Here is a 15,880-nt window from a genome sequence, read left to right on the forward strand (position 1 = left end):
ATATTTGTAAATTCTTTTCTTATTGACATTGTTTTGCCAGTTACTTAAATATATCGGAAAATAATATACAAACTTTACTATATGCCCAAATGGGCGCATAATACGTCACAGGAAAGGTATTATATGTACTAATAGTCGTTAATAAGACGGCTATTAGTACGGATAATTCATTCGGCCGAAAAAAAGAAAATGCCATTAGATAATAATTCAATAGAGTGGGCATTGTCCCACTTATCAACTCTTGGTGATTCAGATTTATTTCCAAAACCAGCTGAGCTTGAGCCTTTATCGGCTCAAATAGATGAACTTAAAGCTCTATTGACCTCACGAGAGGTTTCACAGTTTGCGCCAAACCCTGCGAGAAGATTCATGGTACCAAAAGATGAGTTTTCGTTCAGGCGAGCAACACAACTAAATATCTTCGATTCTGTAATACTTACTGCAATCATGCATCAGTATGGGGCAGGCTTAGAAAATAGGCGCCATAGTGTAGATGAAAAAATCGTATTTTCATATCGGTATGACCCGCAACCAGGATTTTGGTTATATAGCAGAGATTATGATTGGACTCCTTTCTGGAAACAATGCTACGAAAAGAGTAAAAACTATTCGCATGCGCTTGTTCTGGATATTTCCGATTTTTATAACCAAATATATCACCATACTATCGAAAATCAGCTTGTAGAATCTGGATTCCCAAATCCCGCAATCAAGTGGATTATGAATCTACTTGAATCATTAACAGCTAATGTATCTCGCGGTATTCCTGTAGGCCCTCATGCAGCACATCTTCTTGCGGAAGCCAGTTTAATTCCATTTGATAATAGCTTAAAAAGTCATGGTATTGATTACGTCCGTTTTGTTGATGACATCGTCGTATTTGATAATGGCGAGTTAAATTGTCGTAAACGATTATATCAGATAACCGACATTCTGGATAAACAACAAAGGCTTATTTTAAATAAATCAAAGACGTTATTGCTTACCCAAAAAGAAATTCAAAAATTATGTTCAGAAAGAATAGAGGATCGCCCAATAAATGATTTAGAAAAACAACTGCTTGGAATCATAAGGAAATACTCGAAGGGCAACCCCTATCAAATTGTTTTATTAAGCGAAGTGTCAAAGGAGGATCTTGCCCAATTTCGTACTGAAATTATTGAATCGATACTTCAAGAGTATCTTGATACCCGACCTATAGATTTCATCAGGTTCCGTTGGTTCATGCGTAGACTAACACAAATTGGGCATCCGGGTGCTGTTCATTACTGTTTGAATCATTTAGAATTATTAACACCCGCCCTATCTGATGTATGTCACTATCTCCTTGCCGCATCTCAAAATCAAAATAATGAAATTCCATCGGTAGGCAAAGAATTAGTCCTTGCGCTGGATAATGAAATAATCAGGACAAACGAATATTTCCAGATTTGTATTTTATCTTTATTTACCCGTAATGCCGCCTATAATCATTTCCCAAATTTATTAGAACGTTATGCCAATGGATCTTCATTTATCAAACGTGAAGTTATTCTTGCAGCACGATGCGCTCATAACAGTGATTGGCTTCGGGAACTGAAAGAATCATTTTTAGGTTTTGAAAGTTGGACTTCGACAGCTTACCTTGTCGCTGCAAAATCGCTTCCCGAGGAAGAAAGAAGATTCTTTATCAATAAGTTACCTAAAGGAAACGAATATATAGAACTTATAAAGAAGTGGACAAAATCAAAAGCGTAGCCGAACAAATAAATTCAGCGGATGCAAAAAGTCGTGCCGCTGATTTAACCGTTAGCCTCAACAAAGCAGGAAGAAGAATACAGGTGTTCAGTAGTTTCAAAGGATGGTTGGGAGAGAAAGCTACGCAGTTCGGCATGTGGCTGAAACTCGATGCCAAGACCTACAGGCGCTTTCACAATCTCATCGTGAGCACCCGAAATGGAACGACACAGATTGATCATGTCCTTCTGTCTCGGTTTGGAATATTCGTGATTGAGTCAAAGAATTACAACGGGTGGATCTTTGGTAGTGAAAATCAAAAGTCCTGGAGTCAAGTCTTGTATGGGACAAAGCATACATTCCAAAATCCATTGCATCAAAACTATAGGCACACTAAGACATTAGCCGAACAGCTAAAGGTTGACCCCAGTAAGGTTCATTCGGTTGTGTTCTTCATTGGTGATGCGGAGCTAAAAACTAATCTGCCCCCCAATGTCATGACGTCGGGACTCTCTGATTACATCAAGCAATTTGATCGTGTGGTCTTTTCGGATGTTGAGCTGACCCAGCTTGAACAGCAACTGTCAAGGCTCCACGATGCTTCACTGTCAACAAAAGAGCATGTCTCTAATCTCAAAGAGAGGTATTCGAGTAATACAACGTGTCCAAAGTGTGGCAGTCCACTCGTCAAGCGAATAGCAAAGCGAGGACCACAAGCAGGAGACGAGTTTCTAGGTTGTTCCGGTTTTCCAAACTGCAAGTACATCAAGAAAGGATAGAAGATGCTAACCAAGACATGCAGGCGGATGGTGCGGCCACGTGTTTAGGCAAGGAAATTGGCGTAGAAACCGAGTCCTGTGATACTTCGGTGCCGCCGCTGAAGCCTAACCGTAAAACCCAAAGCTGACTCTTTAAAAAATCAGTGCAAATCTGCGTAAATCAGCGTCCAAATACATTTTTAGGTTGTTCATCATTTTTCTTTCCATTGTTCCTCATCTCTTAAGCATTTTCCCGCGTCCTTTTTAAATGTATTCTGCACAACCCTCGCAACAGAAGGAAAGGGTCTTCTTCGCCGGTTCAATTGTCCTCGATTGAACCGAAACATTTGGTAGAATTCTATCTCACAGCACGAGTTTACTCATTAAAGTTACCCTTCAAAATATATGGTTCAATCTGCAAGATTGAACCAGCCTTGAGTGCGTTGGTTTTTACGCCGAATCTACCTTCAGAATACCCACCCCTGAGTCCCTTCAGGAGGGGATTGAGGGGTGGGTTCGCTCCGTCCTTCGTAAACTCAGGACAGGCTTAACCAACCCTACCGCAAATTTGCATGAATAAAATGAAAATTCCTATACAATTTAATTAGGTCTTCAGCAACTTTCTCACTAGAGCGACGAGGCTCGTCGCTCTACAACCACAGCGTTGAAATTCCTTATCATTGAATCAGGCATACTGAAGTTCGCGCTACAACTGCAACTTTGAATTTCCTAAACATTAAATTTCATTGTATTCGTCACGCATTACGTCCTTCTTGACGAAATAACCCATTTTTTGTATATTCGCAAAGTTTATTTTTCCTGATACAAAGGATTGTATAAAAAATCAATTTAACTCAATTTTAATAAGGTAAAAGAATATGCAAAAGTGGTTGAAGAAGGAAAAGGAATTACGGAAAAAGGGATTTGCAGATAAGCAGATTGAAGAGACTGTTAGCTTTCTGCGTCAAAAGGGTATCGAAACCGTTTGGGACGTGCAGGCCGCATATGATGCGGGTCTTTTTGGGTTGAAGGATAGGTGTTCCTTTGGAAGCCACGGACTCTGCTGCCGCAACTGTCATCTGGGACCCTGCCGGTTGGACGGCGAAGAGATCCCCCTCCACATGAAATTTGCCGCCCCCGATACAAAACGAAGCTCCTGTGGCAAAACGGCCGATGGTATGGTCGCAGGGATGCTCCTGCAGACCGTAGTAAGCGGCACCAGTGCGCATCTCGGTCACGCGATACACACGGCAAAGACATTCGTGAAGGCAGCGGAGGGTTCCGTAAACTATCCCATAAAGGACGAGGAAAAGCTCCGGACGGTTGCAAAGGGATTGGGAATTAACATACAGGGAAAACAAAGCCTAGAGATCGCGAAGGAGGTTGGGCGAAAGGCCATAGAAGACCTCATCGGGCCAGGCGAAGGACCAATGAATTTTGCACTAGCCCTTGCGCCAAAGAAGATCGATAGACTTGTAAAGGCAGATCTCATACCACAAAAGGGCGCTGCTGAGACCATCGTACAGGGGGTCCATAGTACCGTACAGGGCATGATGAGCAGTACCTACCATCTCCTGATGTCTTGCTTAAAATTTGGTGTGATTGATATGATGTCCCTCTACATTTCTACCCAATTACAGGATATTTTATTCGGCGTTCCCACACCAAAGGAAAGCAAAATTGGAATGGACGTCCTGGATAGGGAAAAAGTAAATATCCTTGTTCACGGCCACGTCCCTGTTCTTTCCGAAATGGTAGTTGCCTGTGCACACAAACTTGAAGGTAAGGCACGGGAGGCAGGTGCAGGGGGAATTAATGTCGTGGGCATCTGCTGTACAGGAAATGAAATACTGGTACGGCATGGAATTCCTATGGCAGGCAGCACAATCATGCAGGAACTTGTTGTGGGGACCGGATTGGTCGACGCCGTGTGCGTAGACGTTCAGTGCGTATACCCTTCCCTTTCAACCATAACCAAAGGGCTTCACACGCGATTGATTACTACTATGCCTGAATTGAGGATGGACAACGACATCTACATTGAATTCACACCTGACAATGCCGATAAAGCAGCCATACAAATCGTTGAAGAGGCTATTGCCGCATTTAAAGCACGCAAATCGGAACGGGCATTCCTGCCAAAATCAAAAGGACACGACCTCTTGAGTGGATTTTCAGCCGAAGCCCTCATGGGTGTACTGGAAAAATTAAATCCCGAAAAGCCTCTAAAACCGCTTGTTGATTTGATTGTCAATGGTTCAATTCAGGGCGTTGCCGTGCTTGCGGGTTGTCTGTCTCCAAAAATCCAGACCGATATGAGCTTTGTTACTATTGCGAAGGAACTCCTCAAAAATAATGTCCTCGTTCTTGCCACCGGATGTGCCGCCACGGCGTGTGCTAGGCACGGTTTGCTGACCGGCGAGGCAAAAGGTCTTGTAGGAAACTCGTTGCGGGGTGTCCTTAATACCCTCGGAAAGGCTGCCGGACTAAACGGTAAAATGCCCCCGATTCTTCATTTCGGTTCATGTGTGGATAATTCGCGTTGTGCTGTACTGGCCTCCGCAATTGCCGATTATCTGGACACCTCCATAGATAAACTGCCCCTGGTGGCAAGTGCCGCAGAACATGTGGTTGAAAAGGCAACCGCTATCTACATGGGAGTAATTGCCCTCGGTATAACGACACATATCGGTGTCACGCCGAAGCTCGGTGGTTCCCCGCATGTGGTCAATATGCTCACCAGAGGGCTGGAAGACATTACCGGCAGCACTTTGATCGTCGAGATTGATCCGGAAGAATCAGCAAAGGCAATGATTCACCATATACAGAAAAAGAGGAGAGATCTCGGAATTTGACAAAAAAGTGAAACGACAGTAGTTTAACCTTTAAGGCAATTATGAATAAGTAAGCGGAACCCATACCTGGCATAGTTTTTTAGTTCCCGGAAGCTTTTGATGTGAATAATGGTGCGGCCGATATAACGCGGGCTAAGATACAATGACCGTAAAGCTTTTGCACGCATTCGAATAAGTTCGTCTTTTGATACATGCAAGGTACCTATGGCGGGATTGGAGAAATAATTGTGCCCCACGGCTGTTTCCGTTAATATCCCAAAATCCTGGGCAATCTTATAAAATCCTGTCCCCTCATAGGGGATCGCAATATGGATTTCCGAAAAATCACATCTCAACTCTTTTGCAAGCTGCAGGGTATCCATAATCATCTCTTTTGTTTCCCAGGGGAACCCAATTAAATAAAAACCATAGGTTTTTATCCCCAGTTTTCTGCACAGTTTCACCGCCTCGCGTGCCTGTGCCCGGGTAGTCCCTTTTTTGATCTTTTTTTGGATTTCATCATTCCCTGACTCAATCCCAAATGCCACCAGCCAGCACCCCGCCTTTTTCATCCACACCAGACGTTCTTCATCGATAGTATTGACGCGGCTGTTAGCCACCCATGCGATGTCAAGTCTCCGGTTAATAATCTCCTTGCACAATTCAATAACCGCTTTTTTATTCATAGTAAAGGTATCGGCACGGAAAAAAAAGTTTCGGATACTGTATTTATTCACACACTCTTCAAGTTCTGCAATAATATTTCCTACTGATCGTTCCCGTAATTTCATGCCGGAAATAAGGGGTGACAGGCAAAAAATGCATTGTGAAGGACATCCTCGGGAGGTCTGGATCGTTGCCTGCGGTTCACCCGTATCGGGACGGGCGTAAAGACGATTTTTCATTAAGTCTCTTGCGGGAAATGGTATTTTATCAAGATCTGTCCAGAATGGTTCCGGATCAGTCCGGACGATCTGGTTCAGATGATTTCTCAATAAAACCCCCCTGATCTTTGACAAATCTGATCCGTTTCTTTTAGCAAGAATGAGATTGTTTACAATCGTTTCGGCCTCGCCGGCGATGGCAACATCCATGACATGGTAAACTGTTTCTTTAAGATCTTCTTTGTTACACGTAGAAAAGTGGGCTCCTTTTGCAATTGTAAAGATCTCCGGGTTCATTGACTTGGCAATAGTGAATGCCTGCATATCATCTTTGATGGTAGGGGTGGTAATGCTCATTACCAAAAAGTCCGGCTGGATCCTTTTTAAATCCTCTTCAAAGTGACTCCATTGTTTTTTTTCGGCGGGATAATCTGCAATAACAGGTGTAACCCCTATCTGCCTTAACATGGAGGCGATATACCCAAGATCATTGGGTGGACGCAGTGACGTAGCACTACCTCCGTCAACCTCGGCCTGACACCGATCCTCACCCCGCTGATAAAGACCTACAGGAGGATTAAACAAGAGCGCCTTTTCTAATTGCATAATGTATTTCAATGTAACTGCCCAAACACTCAGTGCAAACACACAAAATATAAAATATCCGTAAGGTTCTGCATGTAAGCAGGCAGTTGCCTACTGCCTACTATTGTCAATTACTTTTCGTCTTTGAAACTTGTGGTGAAAATCCAGGCTAATGCACGATGTAAATAAATATGATTGATGTGATGACCCATAAGCTTACGTTGATAATCATGGGCTTGTCGGTAAACATAATCTCTGTAGGACTGCCTCCTTCTTCTTTTTGATGTACCAAATACAGATATCTAAAAATACCATAGAGCACAAACGGAATCGTGTAAAGAAGCTTTGACGTACCAAGTTTTTCAACCGTATCTCTTGACATGGCATATAAGGCGTAGCAGATTACGGTAGAGGCTGTAACGACCGATATCATTTGGTCCAGGAAGTAAGGGCTATAATGCTTCAGAACATTTCTGTGATTTGCAGCTGCATCTTCCAGCAGGACGAGTTCATGTCTTCTCTTACTAAAACCAAGGAAAAGTGCCAAAAGGATGGTACAGAGGATCAGCCACTGTGATGCGGTCACAGAGATAATGACCGCCCCACCTAATACCCTTAACACAAAGCCTGCCGCAATAGTAACAACATCAATAATTACGATATTTTTCAGGTAAAGACTGTAACTGATATTGAGTAAAAAATAGGCAAGGGCAATAATCCCAAAAAAAAGGTCCATGTAAAATGCAAAAAAGAATCCGATACAACAGAGAAGGAAAATTATCACAACCGCGGTATTCGTTTTTAGCTTTCCAGATGCAAGGGGTCTTTGAGATTTAACAGGGTGCAGTTTGTCTTTTTCCAGATCAACAAGGTCATTAATCAGGTATATACTGCCTGTAATCAGACAAAAAATTACAAATCCGGCAAGGGCTTCAATGCTTTTTGAAAGATTGAGCAAATTTTTTGAAAAAAGCAAAGCGGTAAAAACGAATAAGTTCTTTATCCACTGCTCAGGCCGCATGGATAAAAGAACATATTTCGGCGCCCTTAGAAAATTACTCAGCATTTCCAGCAATATTCATTGCCCTAAAGTAAAAGGGAGGTACTTTTGTTGAACCGTGCCATTCAGCCTTATCGCCAATCGCTACAATGTTATTAAATACCTCAAAGACATTTCCCGCTATCATACAATCTTTAACCCTGCCTACAATTTCCCCATTCTCAATAAGATATCCGAGGTCGATATTAACGGAAAATTCACCCGCAAGGATATTGCTCTGGCCGCCTCCAAGCACCTGATCCACCAGCACACCGTATTTAACGTCTTTTATCATCGCCCCGAATGACATGTTACCAGGTTCAACAGTAACATTTGAATTGCCAGGCGACGGCTGTGAAGAAAAACTTCTACCGCCGTTTCCGGTGGACTTTGCTTTCATTATTCCAGCCGTTTGCAAGTCAAAGAGATAATTTTTTAAAACACCTCTTTCGAATAATGGTGTACGCTGCGATGGTATACCTTCCCCATCCCACGGATAGCTGGAATCGGCCATATCAATCGTTGCATCATCATACATGCTGACCCGCTCATCGATAATCTTTTCACCCAATCTGTTGGTAAGAGGTGAGGCGCCTTTTTGTACTAACTTTCCGTTGCAGCCTGTTTCGAAGGTTGCAAGCAAGTTCCCCATAGCCTTTGCTGTAACCACCACAGGATAAGCGCCCGTTTTTAATTTCACTTCCTTTTGTGCTAGTTTTAATCCGATCAGAGCCTTATCAACGTGTTTATTGAGGTCAGTAGCAAGACCTTTAGAACTTTCCCCTTCCCCAATCCAGAGCAAACTTTGCCCTTTCACATCCAGTATCTCGATACCCATGCCAAATGATGTGGAAGCAATGGAAATATCCAGTCCTTTTGAATTGATAAGTCTTCGCATCCCGTGTCCTTTTCCAATACTGACACTACATTCATAGCTGGAATTTACCGACAATGCCTTCTCTATAGCCTCTTTCCCAATGTCTACACACTTGTGAATAGGATAGCTTACAACATGTTGGTCAAAGACAGCTATCTTTGGAAAATTATTCCGGGAAGGAAATTCGAAGACGGCAGTCTGGCCAAATTTTGCGCTCTCTATGGCATTGGCAACCAGTTTCTCAGGTTTCCTGAAATCGGTGGTACTGGAGAACCCAATTCTCCCCTCTTTAATTACACGGAGTCCAATTCCACGGATAGATTTTGTATTTACATATTTTAATTTATTATTTTCAAAACTCACCGACCGTAACTCACCTTCGTCGTAAAGAACCTCTACGGAGGGAGTCTGTTTTAAAGCTAGTTCCAAGACTTTTTCTTCAAATTTATTCATGTATTTAACCTCATATTCACTGCATTAATTTAAAACTTGTAGTTTTATCTTCTTTCCCTTCGCATATTCCCTCTGCCTTTATACGCAAACGCAGATCATTGGCGCTATCAGCATATGCAATGGCATTTTCGTAGTTAATCTTGCCTTCTTTGTAAAGGGTGAACAATGATTGATCAAAGGTTAACATGCCTTCCTGCGTTCCCCTTGACATCGTTTCTTTTAACAATTCAACCTGTTTCTTAAATATAAGATCTTTGACCCTGGGTGTATCCAGCAATATTTCGAAAGATGCAACTCGTTTCCCGCCTTTCGCCGGTACCAACCTTTGGGAAACAACAGCACGCAGGTTAAGCGAAAGCAGCAAATAGATCTGTTCGTGGCGTTCCGGGGGAAAAAAATTTATGACTCGCTCTATTGCCTGATTAGCATTGTTGGCATGGAGCGTTCCCAGGCAGAGATGTCCTGTCTCAGCAAACGTGATGGCCGATTCCATAGTTTCCGTATCACGGATTTCACCAACGAGGATGACATCGGGGGCCTGGCGCAGGGTATTTTTCAGCGCATCACCAAACGACAACGTGTCTATGCCAACCTCCCTTTGTGTAATAACGGATTTCTTGTGCCGGTGCACAAACTCAACGGGATCTTCTACCGTAATGATATGCCCTGAGTTATTGGTGTTTCTGTAATCAATCATTGCCGCCAGGGTGGTTGATTTCCCGGAACCTGTTGCGCCTACGACGAGCACCAACCCTCTTTTTGTCATCGCTATATCCTTAAAAATCTGAGGAAGGACTAAGTCATCGATGGTTTGGATATTGATTTTTATCTGTCGGATAACAATGCCGATATTCCTTTGCTGGAAGAAGATATTTACACGAAAACGACCCAGTTCCGGATAATACAGGGCAAGGTTCATTTCCATCTTTTCATAAAAATCTTTTCTCTGCTTCTCATTCATGCACTTTTCCGCAAGCACACGAGTATCTTCGGCGGTTAGCTTCTTTGCGCCAAAAGGGAAGTTAGTACCCTCTCTGCGATACATGGGAGGAAGATCCACGGTAATATAAACATCCGAGGCATCCGCCCGAACCATTTCTTGCAAAAGTTCTTTTATTTCCATAAATTATTGCCTTTTTTCACCATTCCTTTAAAAAATCTATTGCATCTTTACTTTATTTAAGACCGCTCAAAACAGTTGGACTGCTCACCAGACCTTCGATTGCCTCTCTGGCAACCAAATCCTTCTGGCAGAGTTCGACCATGGCCTGATCCATGGTCTGCATACCATATTGCCTGCCTGTTTGCAGTGATGATGGAATCTGCGCAATCTTGTTTTCCCTGATGAGATTTCTTACTGCCGAAGTACCAATCATGATCTCCAGTGCCGCAACACGCCCTTTCCCGTCTTTTCGCTTTATGAGTTGCTGAGTAAGTACGGCTTGAATAGATTCAGAAAACATCGTGCGCACTTGTGCCTGTTGTTCTGGTGGAAACACGTCAATCACCCTGTCAACAGTCTTGGGTGCGCTGGATGTATGTAACGTACCGAAAACCAGGTGACCTGTCTCGGCTGCAGTAAGCGCCAGAGAAATGGTTTCCAGGTCCCTCATTTCACCCACAAGGATAACATCAGGGTCCTCACGCAAGGCCGACCTCAAGGCGTTAGCAAAACTGTGGGTATGCGGCCCTAACTCCCTTTGGTTAATAAGGCTATTTTTAGACTGATGTACAAATTCAATGGGATCCTCAATCGTAAGGATATGACATTTTTCTTCACGGTTGATAAGGTCAACCATCGCAGCCAGTGTAGTTGATTTGCCACATCCCGTAGGGCCCGTCACAAGTATAAGTCCCTTATTTTTTTTCGTTAGCTCGCCTACAATCTTTGGCATATTAAGCTGTTCCAGGGTTGGAATGGCCGTTGGTATCGTCCTGAATACGACAGACTCACCCCTGCTTTGCAGGAATGCATTTACCCTAAACCGCCCGGCATCACCCAATGCAATGGCAAAATCCAACTCGTGATGTTCCTCGTACGTTTTCCGTTGCTGATCGTTGAGAATATCATAAAGTATCTTATGCACTTCTTCCTTATTCAACGGCGGAACGTCAATCTTCCTGATATCACCATGAATGCGGATCATGGGAGGTTCCCCGGAACTTATATGGATATCCGAGGCATTTTCTTTTTTAGCGAACGCAAGAAGTTCTAAGATTTCCATTTATCTTCCCCCAATAACGACATTTCGTATTCGGACATGCGGACCGCCGTCACTAACACGCAGCGGTGATTGCCCACCCTTGCCACATCCTCCCAGACCTCCATGTATCTGAAGATCATTTCCGATGGCATCGATATTCATAAGCGTCTCAAACACATTTCCCGTAAGAACAACATCCCGTATCTTTTCCTGTATCTTTCCGTTTCGTATCATGTAAGCCTCTTCGGCGCTAAAAGTAAACATTTCCATGTTGGTCTGTCCGCCCAGGGCGCCAATGGCATAAATGCCGTTGTCAACTTCTGAGAGCATTTTCTGAAAAGTGTAATCACGGGGTTCCATATAGGTATTGGTCATGCGTACGATGGGAGCATGGGCATACCCTATAGCCCGTGCATTGCCTGTTGGTTTCTCCTCCATCTTGGCAGCCGTTTCCCTCGAATGGAGCCTGCTTGTTAAAATACCGTTTTTTATGAGATAGGTTTTTTGTGTCGGGACGCCCTCACTATCATATTTATTATATCCTGCCTCTCCAACCAAAGAGCCATCGTCTACAATGGAAAGAGCATCTATCCCAAAGCGTTTCCCAAGAACCATGATTTCCCGCAATTTTTTGTTTTCATAAATAAAATCGGCCTCGCTGAGATGTCCGAAGGCCTCATGGACAAAGACACCGCAAAGTTTTGGATCAACGATAACGGTATATTTACCCCCCGTTACCGGCTTTGCTGAGAGCAGGTCAACCGCACGTTTCGTTACTTCTTCGCATTTGTACTCCATATTCTGAACATTGCTGAAACCCCGTAAATCACCCGCAGAATGATAGGCTTGCTGGACATTCATCCCGTCTCTTGCCATGGCGAGGAGTGAAATTCCACAAAAAATAGTCTCCTGCACAATAAAACTACCTTCCGTGTTGGCAAAATATACTGTCCCATGGGAATCTACGTAACGTACATTTGAGGTCTGTATCTGCCTCGCAGAAAGGATCATGTTGTTGTATTTATTACAAATAGCCTGCTTGTCCGTTAAAGAGATATCAGCCGGATCTATTTCTACTTTTGTTTTTACCTTGTCATTTATTACGGGTACCGTGGTAAGCTGACTCTCCTCTGTACCGACGAACCGAGCCTGCTCACAGGCCATTTCTATGTATCTAGGAAGATTCGCAATGTCATTAAATGCAACAAATCCCCAGCCACCTTTAAACAATGCCCTTACACATCCACCGAAGGTATTATTTTCACCAATACTCTCAAGTTCTTTCCCCACGTAAGTAATACCGGTACTGACGCCTTCCTGTATTCTTATTTCTGCATAATCAGCTTTTGCTGATTTTAGAGCATTTTTTATTAATTTTTCCATTTGGATTATTCCTTTGAAATTTGAATCAAGTTCTAGAAACAACCACTTGTTTCATGTGTTCATTTTATCATTTTTTCAAAGGCCTCTTCGTCAAGGATATGCACGTTCAATTCTCTGGCCTTGTCTAGCTTGGAACCTGGATCTTCACCCGCAACAAGATAATCGGTCTTTTTGCTCACACTGGCTAGTACCCTCCCGCCCAGGTTCTTAATAAGCGTTTCTGCTTCTTTGCGAGAATATTTTTGTAACGTACCCGTAATGACATAAGATTTACCGAAAACCTTAGGGTTTTTTTCGAGTTTTGAAGTTGTTGTTTTTTTGGTATTAACCCCGGCAGCTTTAAGCTTTTTGATAATTTCCTGTGTGTATTCGTTTTGAAAAAACTCAACAATGCTCCGGGCAACAACCGGTCCAATTTCGTAAATCTCTTCCAGTTCTCCCTGTGTCGCATTTGCCAATTTATCTAAAGTATCAAAGTGATTCGCCAGAACTTCTGCTGTATGGGAACCTACATTTCCTATTCCCATGGCACAGATCAGGCGATCTAAATCCCGATGTTTACCCTCTTCTATGGCACGGATCAGGTTTGAAGAAGACTTTTCACCCATACGCTCCAGATTTACCAGATCGTCATACTTAAGATAGTAAATGTCAGCATAATCTTTTAGTAAACCCCTGTCAACCAATTGTTCAATAAGCGCTGGACCTAATCCTTCTATATCCATGGCATCCCGACTGGCAAAATACCGGATGCGTCTTTTCGCCTGTGACATGCAAAGCGGATTATGGCAGCGCAAGTAGACACCATCTCTGACTACGGTGCTTTTGCATTCCGGACAAATCGTGGGTTCTTGAAAGATTCTTTCTTTCCCGTCCCGTTTTTCTTTTAAGACCGATACGACTTGTGGAATAATCTCACCTGCCTTTTGAACTATAACATGGTCCCCCACCCGTATGTCCTTCCTTTGTATTTCATCGAAATTATGGAGCGTTGCACGGCTAACGGTAGTGCCGGAGAGCAATACCGGAGTGAGATTGGCAACAGGTGTTATGGTACCGGTCTTTCCTACCTGCACGGCAATATCTTCAATCTTTGTAATGGCCTGTTCAGGTTGATATTTATACGAGATCACCCAGCGAGGCGCCTTGCTCGTAGACCCCAATTGACTATGAAGGGCAAGCAAATTAATCTTTATTACCATCCCGTCAACCATGTAATCCAGTTCCCTGCGGCGTTTGTCCCATTCATTACAATATTGAATCACCGCCTCAATGTTCTCGCACAGCCGGGTATGAGGATTTACCGGTAAGCCAAAAACTCGAAGAAGCTCAAGGCATTGGATATGGGTCTTCAGCTCAAGCTCCTCATAATACCCCATTGCATAGGTAAAGATGCGTAGGTTCCTTTTTGCGGTAATACGTGGGTCAAGCAGCTTGAGTGAACCCGCAGCAGCATTCCTGGGGTTGGCAAACTGAGGTTCACCCTCTTCTTCCCTTTCTTCATTGAGTCTCTGAAATTCTTTATTCGACAGGTAGGTTTCTCCCCTGATTTCCAGGACAGATGGAATCTTTTGTTTTTTATCTGCGGGCTCTAATTTCAAAGGAATCTGACGAATTGTTCTGAGGTTTGCAGTTACATCATCGCCCTTAAAACCATCCCCCCTTGTAGCCCCTCGCACAAACAAGCCTTTTTCATACCAGAGAGTAACAGCGACCCCATCAATCTTCAATTCGACAACATATTCAATATCCCTATGAGTATCGATTCCTGCCATACGTTTTATGCGCTGGTCAAATTCCCTTAACTCTTTTTCTGAGTATGTGTTATCGATACTCAGCATAGGGATCTTATGCCCTACAGTGGGGAATTGGGTAAGGGGTTCTCCCCCAACTCGCTGAGTAGGTGAATCTGGCGTAATAAACTCTGGATGTGCCTTTTCAAGCTGTTGCAATTGCTTTATGAGTTGGTCATATTCATAGTCGGTAATCTCGGGATTATTCTCTACATAATACTTTCTGTCGTGGTATCGTATTATTTCACGAAGCTGTTCAATCTTCTCTTTAATGGTTAATGTCATAGTGAGAGCAGTATAGCCTCGACCCAAATTATCCGTCATACTGCCTTTGATGAGGATTTTAAGAATTAAAATGGATTCAGTATATCACAATTTAAACGGCTGTCAAAGTGTTATGTTTTAAAGATACAAATCGCTTGACTTTATCATATATCTGTTATAAAATTCAACAAAATGGATTATTGGTATAACTCCCATTATAATAAATTCTTATGAATTCAATAAATTATCCTCGCATGGAGCGGAAAATTTATGACAAAAGGAAGTGATTCAAGGGAGTTTTTCGAGCTATTTAAACCACCACCAAAGGTACAGGATACCCAAAAGGATGAAATAAAATCTCAAACGGAGACCCCGGAGATAAGTCCTCAATACAAGCTTCCCATATCTGAGGAGACGTCGGTTAGCAAACCAATGCCAACAGCAGACCCCCTGGGATGGATCAAGAAAACAACCGCAGAAAATCCTCTTGTAAAAGAAAAACCAAGGGAATCCCCGCTCATTTCTGCTCCTTCGAAAAATGAACGAGGTTTAAGAAAAGATGAGGTGGTGCTCAGGCAAGAAACACTTATTATTGGTGCGATAGCAGCAACTTTCTTATCCATTGCATGTTTTTTTATTGGACACAAAGTTGGATACAATAAGGGTATAACGAGTCATACTGAAGAATGGTTAGAAACGATAGAACCACAAGACACCAAAAAGACTACTTTTGGGCCGACAGAGCCAGAAGAGGTTCCCCCACAAAAGGCTGCAAGCAAATCGGAGAAACAAATTGAACAACAAAAGCCAATTATTAAAGATAAATGGACATTACGCGTAATATCATATAAAAATACCAAAGATAATGTTGAAAAGGCAAAAGAGACAGCCAAAACAATTCAGAATACATTAGGTTATGACACATTCATTGTAAATACCGGTAAGGAAATTTTTATTTGCGTGGGAGAATTTGAAACAAATAATAATGCAGATTTGATAAATGCACAAAAAACGCTTGCTGAATTTAAATATGAAAACAGAAAACAGTTTGAAGGATGTTATCCTATACGTATGAGATAAAATTTAGGAG

At 42.7% G+C, this 15,880-nt stretch carries 11 protein-coding genes; 4 read left to right on the forward strand and 7 right to left on the reverse strand.

The annotated features are described in order from the left end of the window. Window positions 1–189 precede the first annotated feature (189 nt). The 3 genes from E3K36_05710 (at window position 190) to cooS (ending at window position 5,329) form a co-directional block, all read left to right on the forward strand. Window positions 190–1,737 (forward strand): RNA-directed DNA polymerase, encoded by a 1,548-nt coding sequence (locus E3K36_05710; protein ID MCF6154741.1) that lies wholly within the window; start codon window positions 190–192, stop codon window positions 1,735–1,737. Next, the gene (locus E3K36_05715) at window positions 1,716–2,495 is read left to right on the forward strand and encodes an NERD domain-containing protein (protein ID MCF6154742.1); all 780 of its coding nucleotides are present in this window, start codon (window positions 1,716–1,718) and stop codon (window positions 2,493–2,495) included. The genes E3K36_05710 and E3K36_05715 overlap by 22 nt, the downstream gene beginning before the upstream one ends. An 857-nt stretch (window positions 2,496–3,352) precedes the next feature. Continuing rightward, window positions 3,353–5,329, forward strand: coding sequence for an anaerobic carbon-monoxide dehydrogenase catalytic subunit (gene cooS / locus E3K36_05720; GenBank protein MCF6154743.1), 1,977 nt, complete (start codon window positions 3,353–3,355; stop codon window positions 5,327–5,329). Window positions 5,330–5,352: 23 nt separating this feature from the next. Here cooS and E3K36_05725 read toward each other — a convergent pair whose 3' ends face one another. The 7 genes from E3K36_05725 to ligA all read right to left on the reverse strand — a co-directional run bounded on the left by E3K36_05725 (window position 5,353) and on the right by ligA (window position 14,811). Then, entirely contained in the window at window positions 5,353–6,798 is a 1,446-nt protein-coding gene (locus tag E3K36_05725) for a radical SAM protein (protein ID MCF6154744.1), read from the reverse strand. Between the two features lie 148 nt (window positions 6,799–6,946). Then, on the reverse strand, window positions 6,947–7,843 hold the full coding sequence (locus E3K36_05730) for a decaprenyl-phosphate phosphoribosyltransferase (GenBank protein ID MCF6154745.1): 897 nt from the start codon (window positions 7,841–7,843) through the stop codon (window positions 6,947–6,949). After that, window positions 7,833–9,146, reverse strand: coding sequence for a TldD/PmbA family protein (locus E3K36_05735; protein ID MCF6154746.1), 1,314 nt, complete (start codon window positions 9,144–9,146; stop codon window positions 7,833–7,835). Before E3K36_05735 ends, E3K36_05730 begins: the two co-directional genes overlap by 11 nt. Before the next feature lie 16 nt (window positions 9,147–9,162). Then, entirely contained in the window at window positions 9,163–10,269 is a 1,107-nt protein-coding gene (locus E3K36_05740; protein ID MCF6154747.1) for a PilT/PilU family type 4a pilus ATPase, read from the reverse strand. 52 nt (window positions 10,270–10,321) lie between these two features. Beyond that, window positions 10,322–11,371, reverse strand: coding sequence for a type IV pilus twitching motility protein PilT (locus tag E3K36_05745; GenBank protein MCF6154748.1), 1,050 nt, complete (start codon window positions 11,369–11,371; stop codon window positions 10,322–10,324). Beyond that, window positions 11,372–12,733: a TldD/PmbA family protein gene (locus E3K36_05750; GenBank protein MCF6154749.1), complete on the reverse strand. Its 1,362-nt coding sequence runs from the start codon at window positions 12,731–12,733 to the stop codon at window positions 11,372–11,374. Window positions 12,734–12,792: 59 nt separating this feature from the next. Beyond that, complete coding sequence (gene ligA, locus E3K36_05755; protein MCF6154750.1) at window positions 12,793–14,811, reverse strand: NAD-dependent DNA ligase LigA; 2,019 nt, start codon at window positions 14,809–14,811, stop codon at window positions 12,793–12,795. A 249-nt stretch (window positions 14,812–15,060) separates the two neighbouring features. Here ligA and E3K36_05760 point away from each other — a divergent pair, with 249 nt between their 5' ends. Continuing rightward, complete coding sequence (locus tag E3K36_05760) at window positions 15,061–15,870, forward strand: hypothetical protein (GenBank protein ID MCF6154751.1); 810 nt, start codon at window positions 15,061–15,063, stop codon at window positions 15,868–15,870. The last annotated feature ends 10 nt before the right edge of the window (window positions 15,871–15,880 follow it).

Source organism: Candidatus Brocadia sp. (assembly GCA_021646415.1).
GTDB lineage: Bacteria > Planctomycetota > Brocadiia > Brocadiales > Brocadiaceae > Brocadia.

Coding starts and splice junctions, on each gene's coding strand:
- ligA (MCF6154750.1), bottom strand. CDS start 14,811: ATGACATTAACCATTAAAGAGAAGATTGAACAGCTTCGTGAAATAATA.
- cooS (MCF6154743.1), top strand. CDS start 3,353: ATGCAAAAGTGGTTGAAGAAGGAAAAGGAATTACGGAAAAAGGGATTT.
- E3K36_05740 (MCF6154747.1), bottom strand. CDS start 10,269: ATGGAAATAAAAGAACTTTTGCAAGAAATGGTTCGGGCGGATGCCTCG.
- E3K36_05730 (MCF6154745.1), bottom strand. CDS start 7,843: ATGCTGAGTAATTTTCTAAGGGCGCCGAAATATGTTCTTTTATCCATG.
- E3K36_05745 (MCF6154748.1), bottom strand. CDS start 11,371: ATGGAAATCTTAGAACTTCTTGCGTTCGCTAAAAAAGAAAATGCCTCG.
- E3K36_05750 (MCF6154749.1), bottom strand. CDS start 12,733: ATGGAAAAATTAATAAAAAATGCTCTAAAATCAGCAAAAGCTGATTAT.
- E3K36_05710 (MCF6154741.1), top strand. CDS start 190: ATGCCATTAGATAATAATTCAATAGAGTGGGCATTGTCCCACTTATCA.
- E3K36_05725 (MCF6154744.1), bottom strand. CDS start 6,798: ATGCAATTAGAAAAGGCGCTCTTGTTTAATCCTCCTGTAGGTCTTTAT.
- E3K36_05760 (MCF6154751.1), top strand. CDS start 15,061: ATGACAAAAGGAAGTGATTCAAGGGAGTTTTTCGAGCTATTTAAACCA.
- E3K36_05735 (MCF6154746.1), bottom strand. CDS start 9,146: ATGAATAAATTTGAAGAAAAAGTCTTGGAACTAGCTTTAAAACAGACT.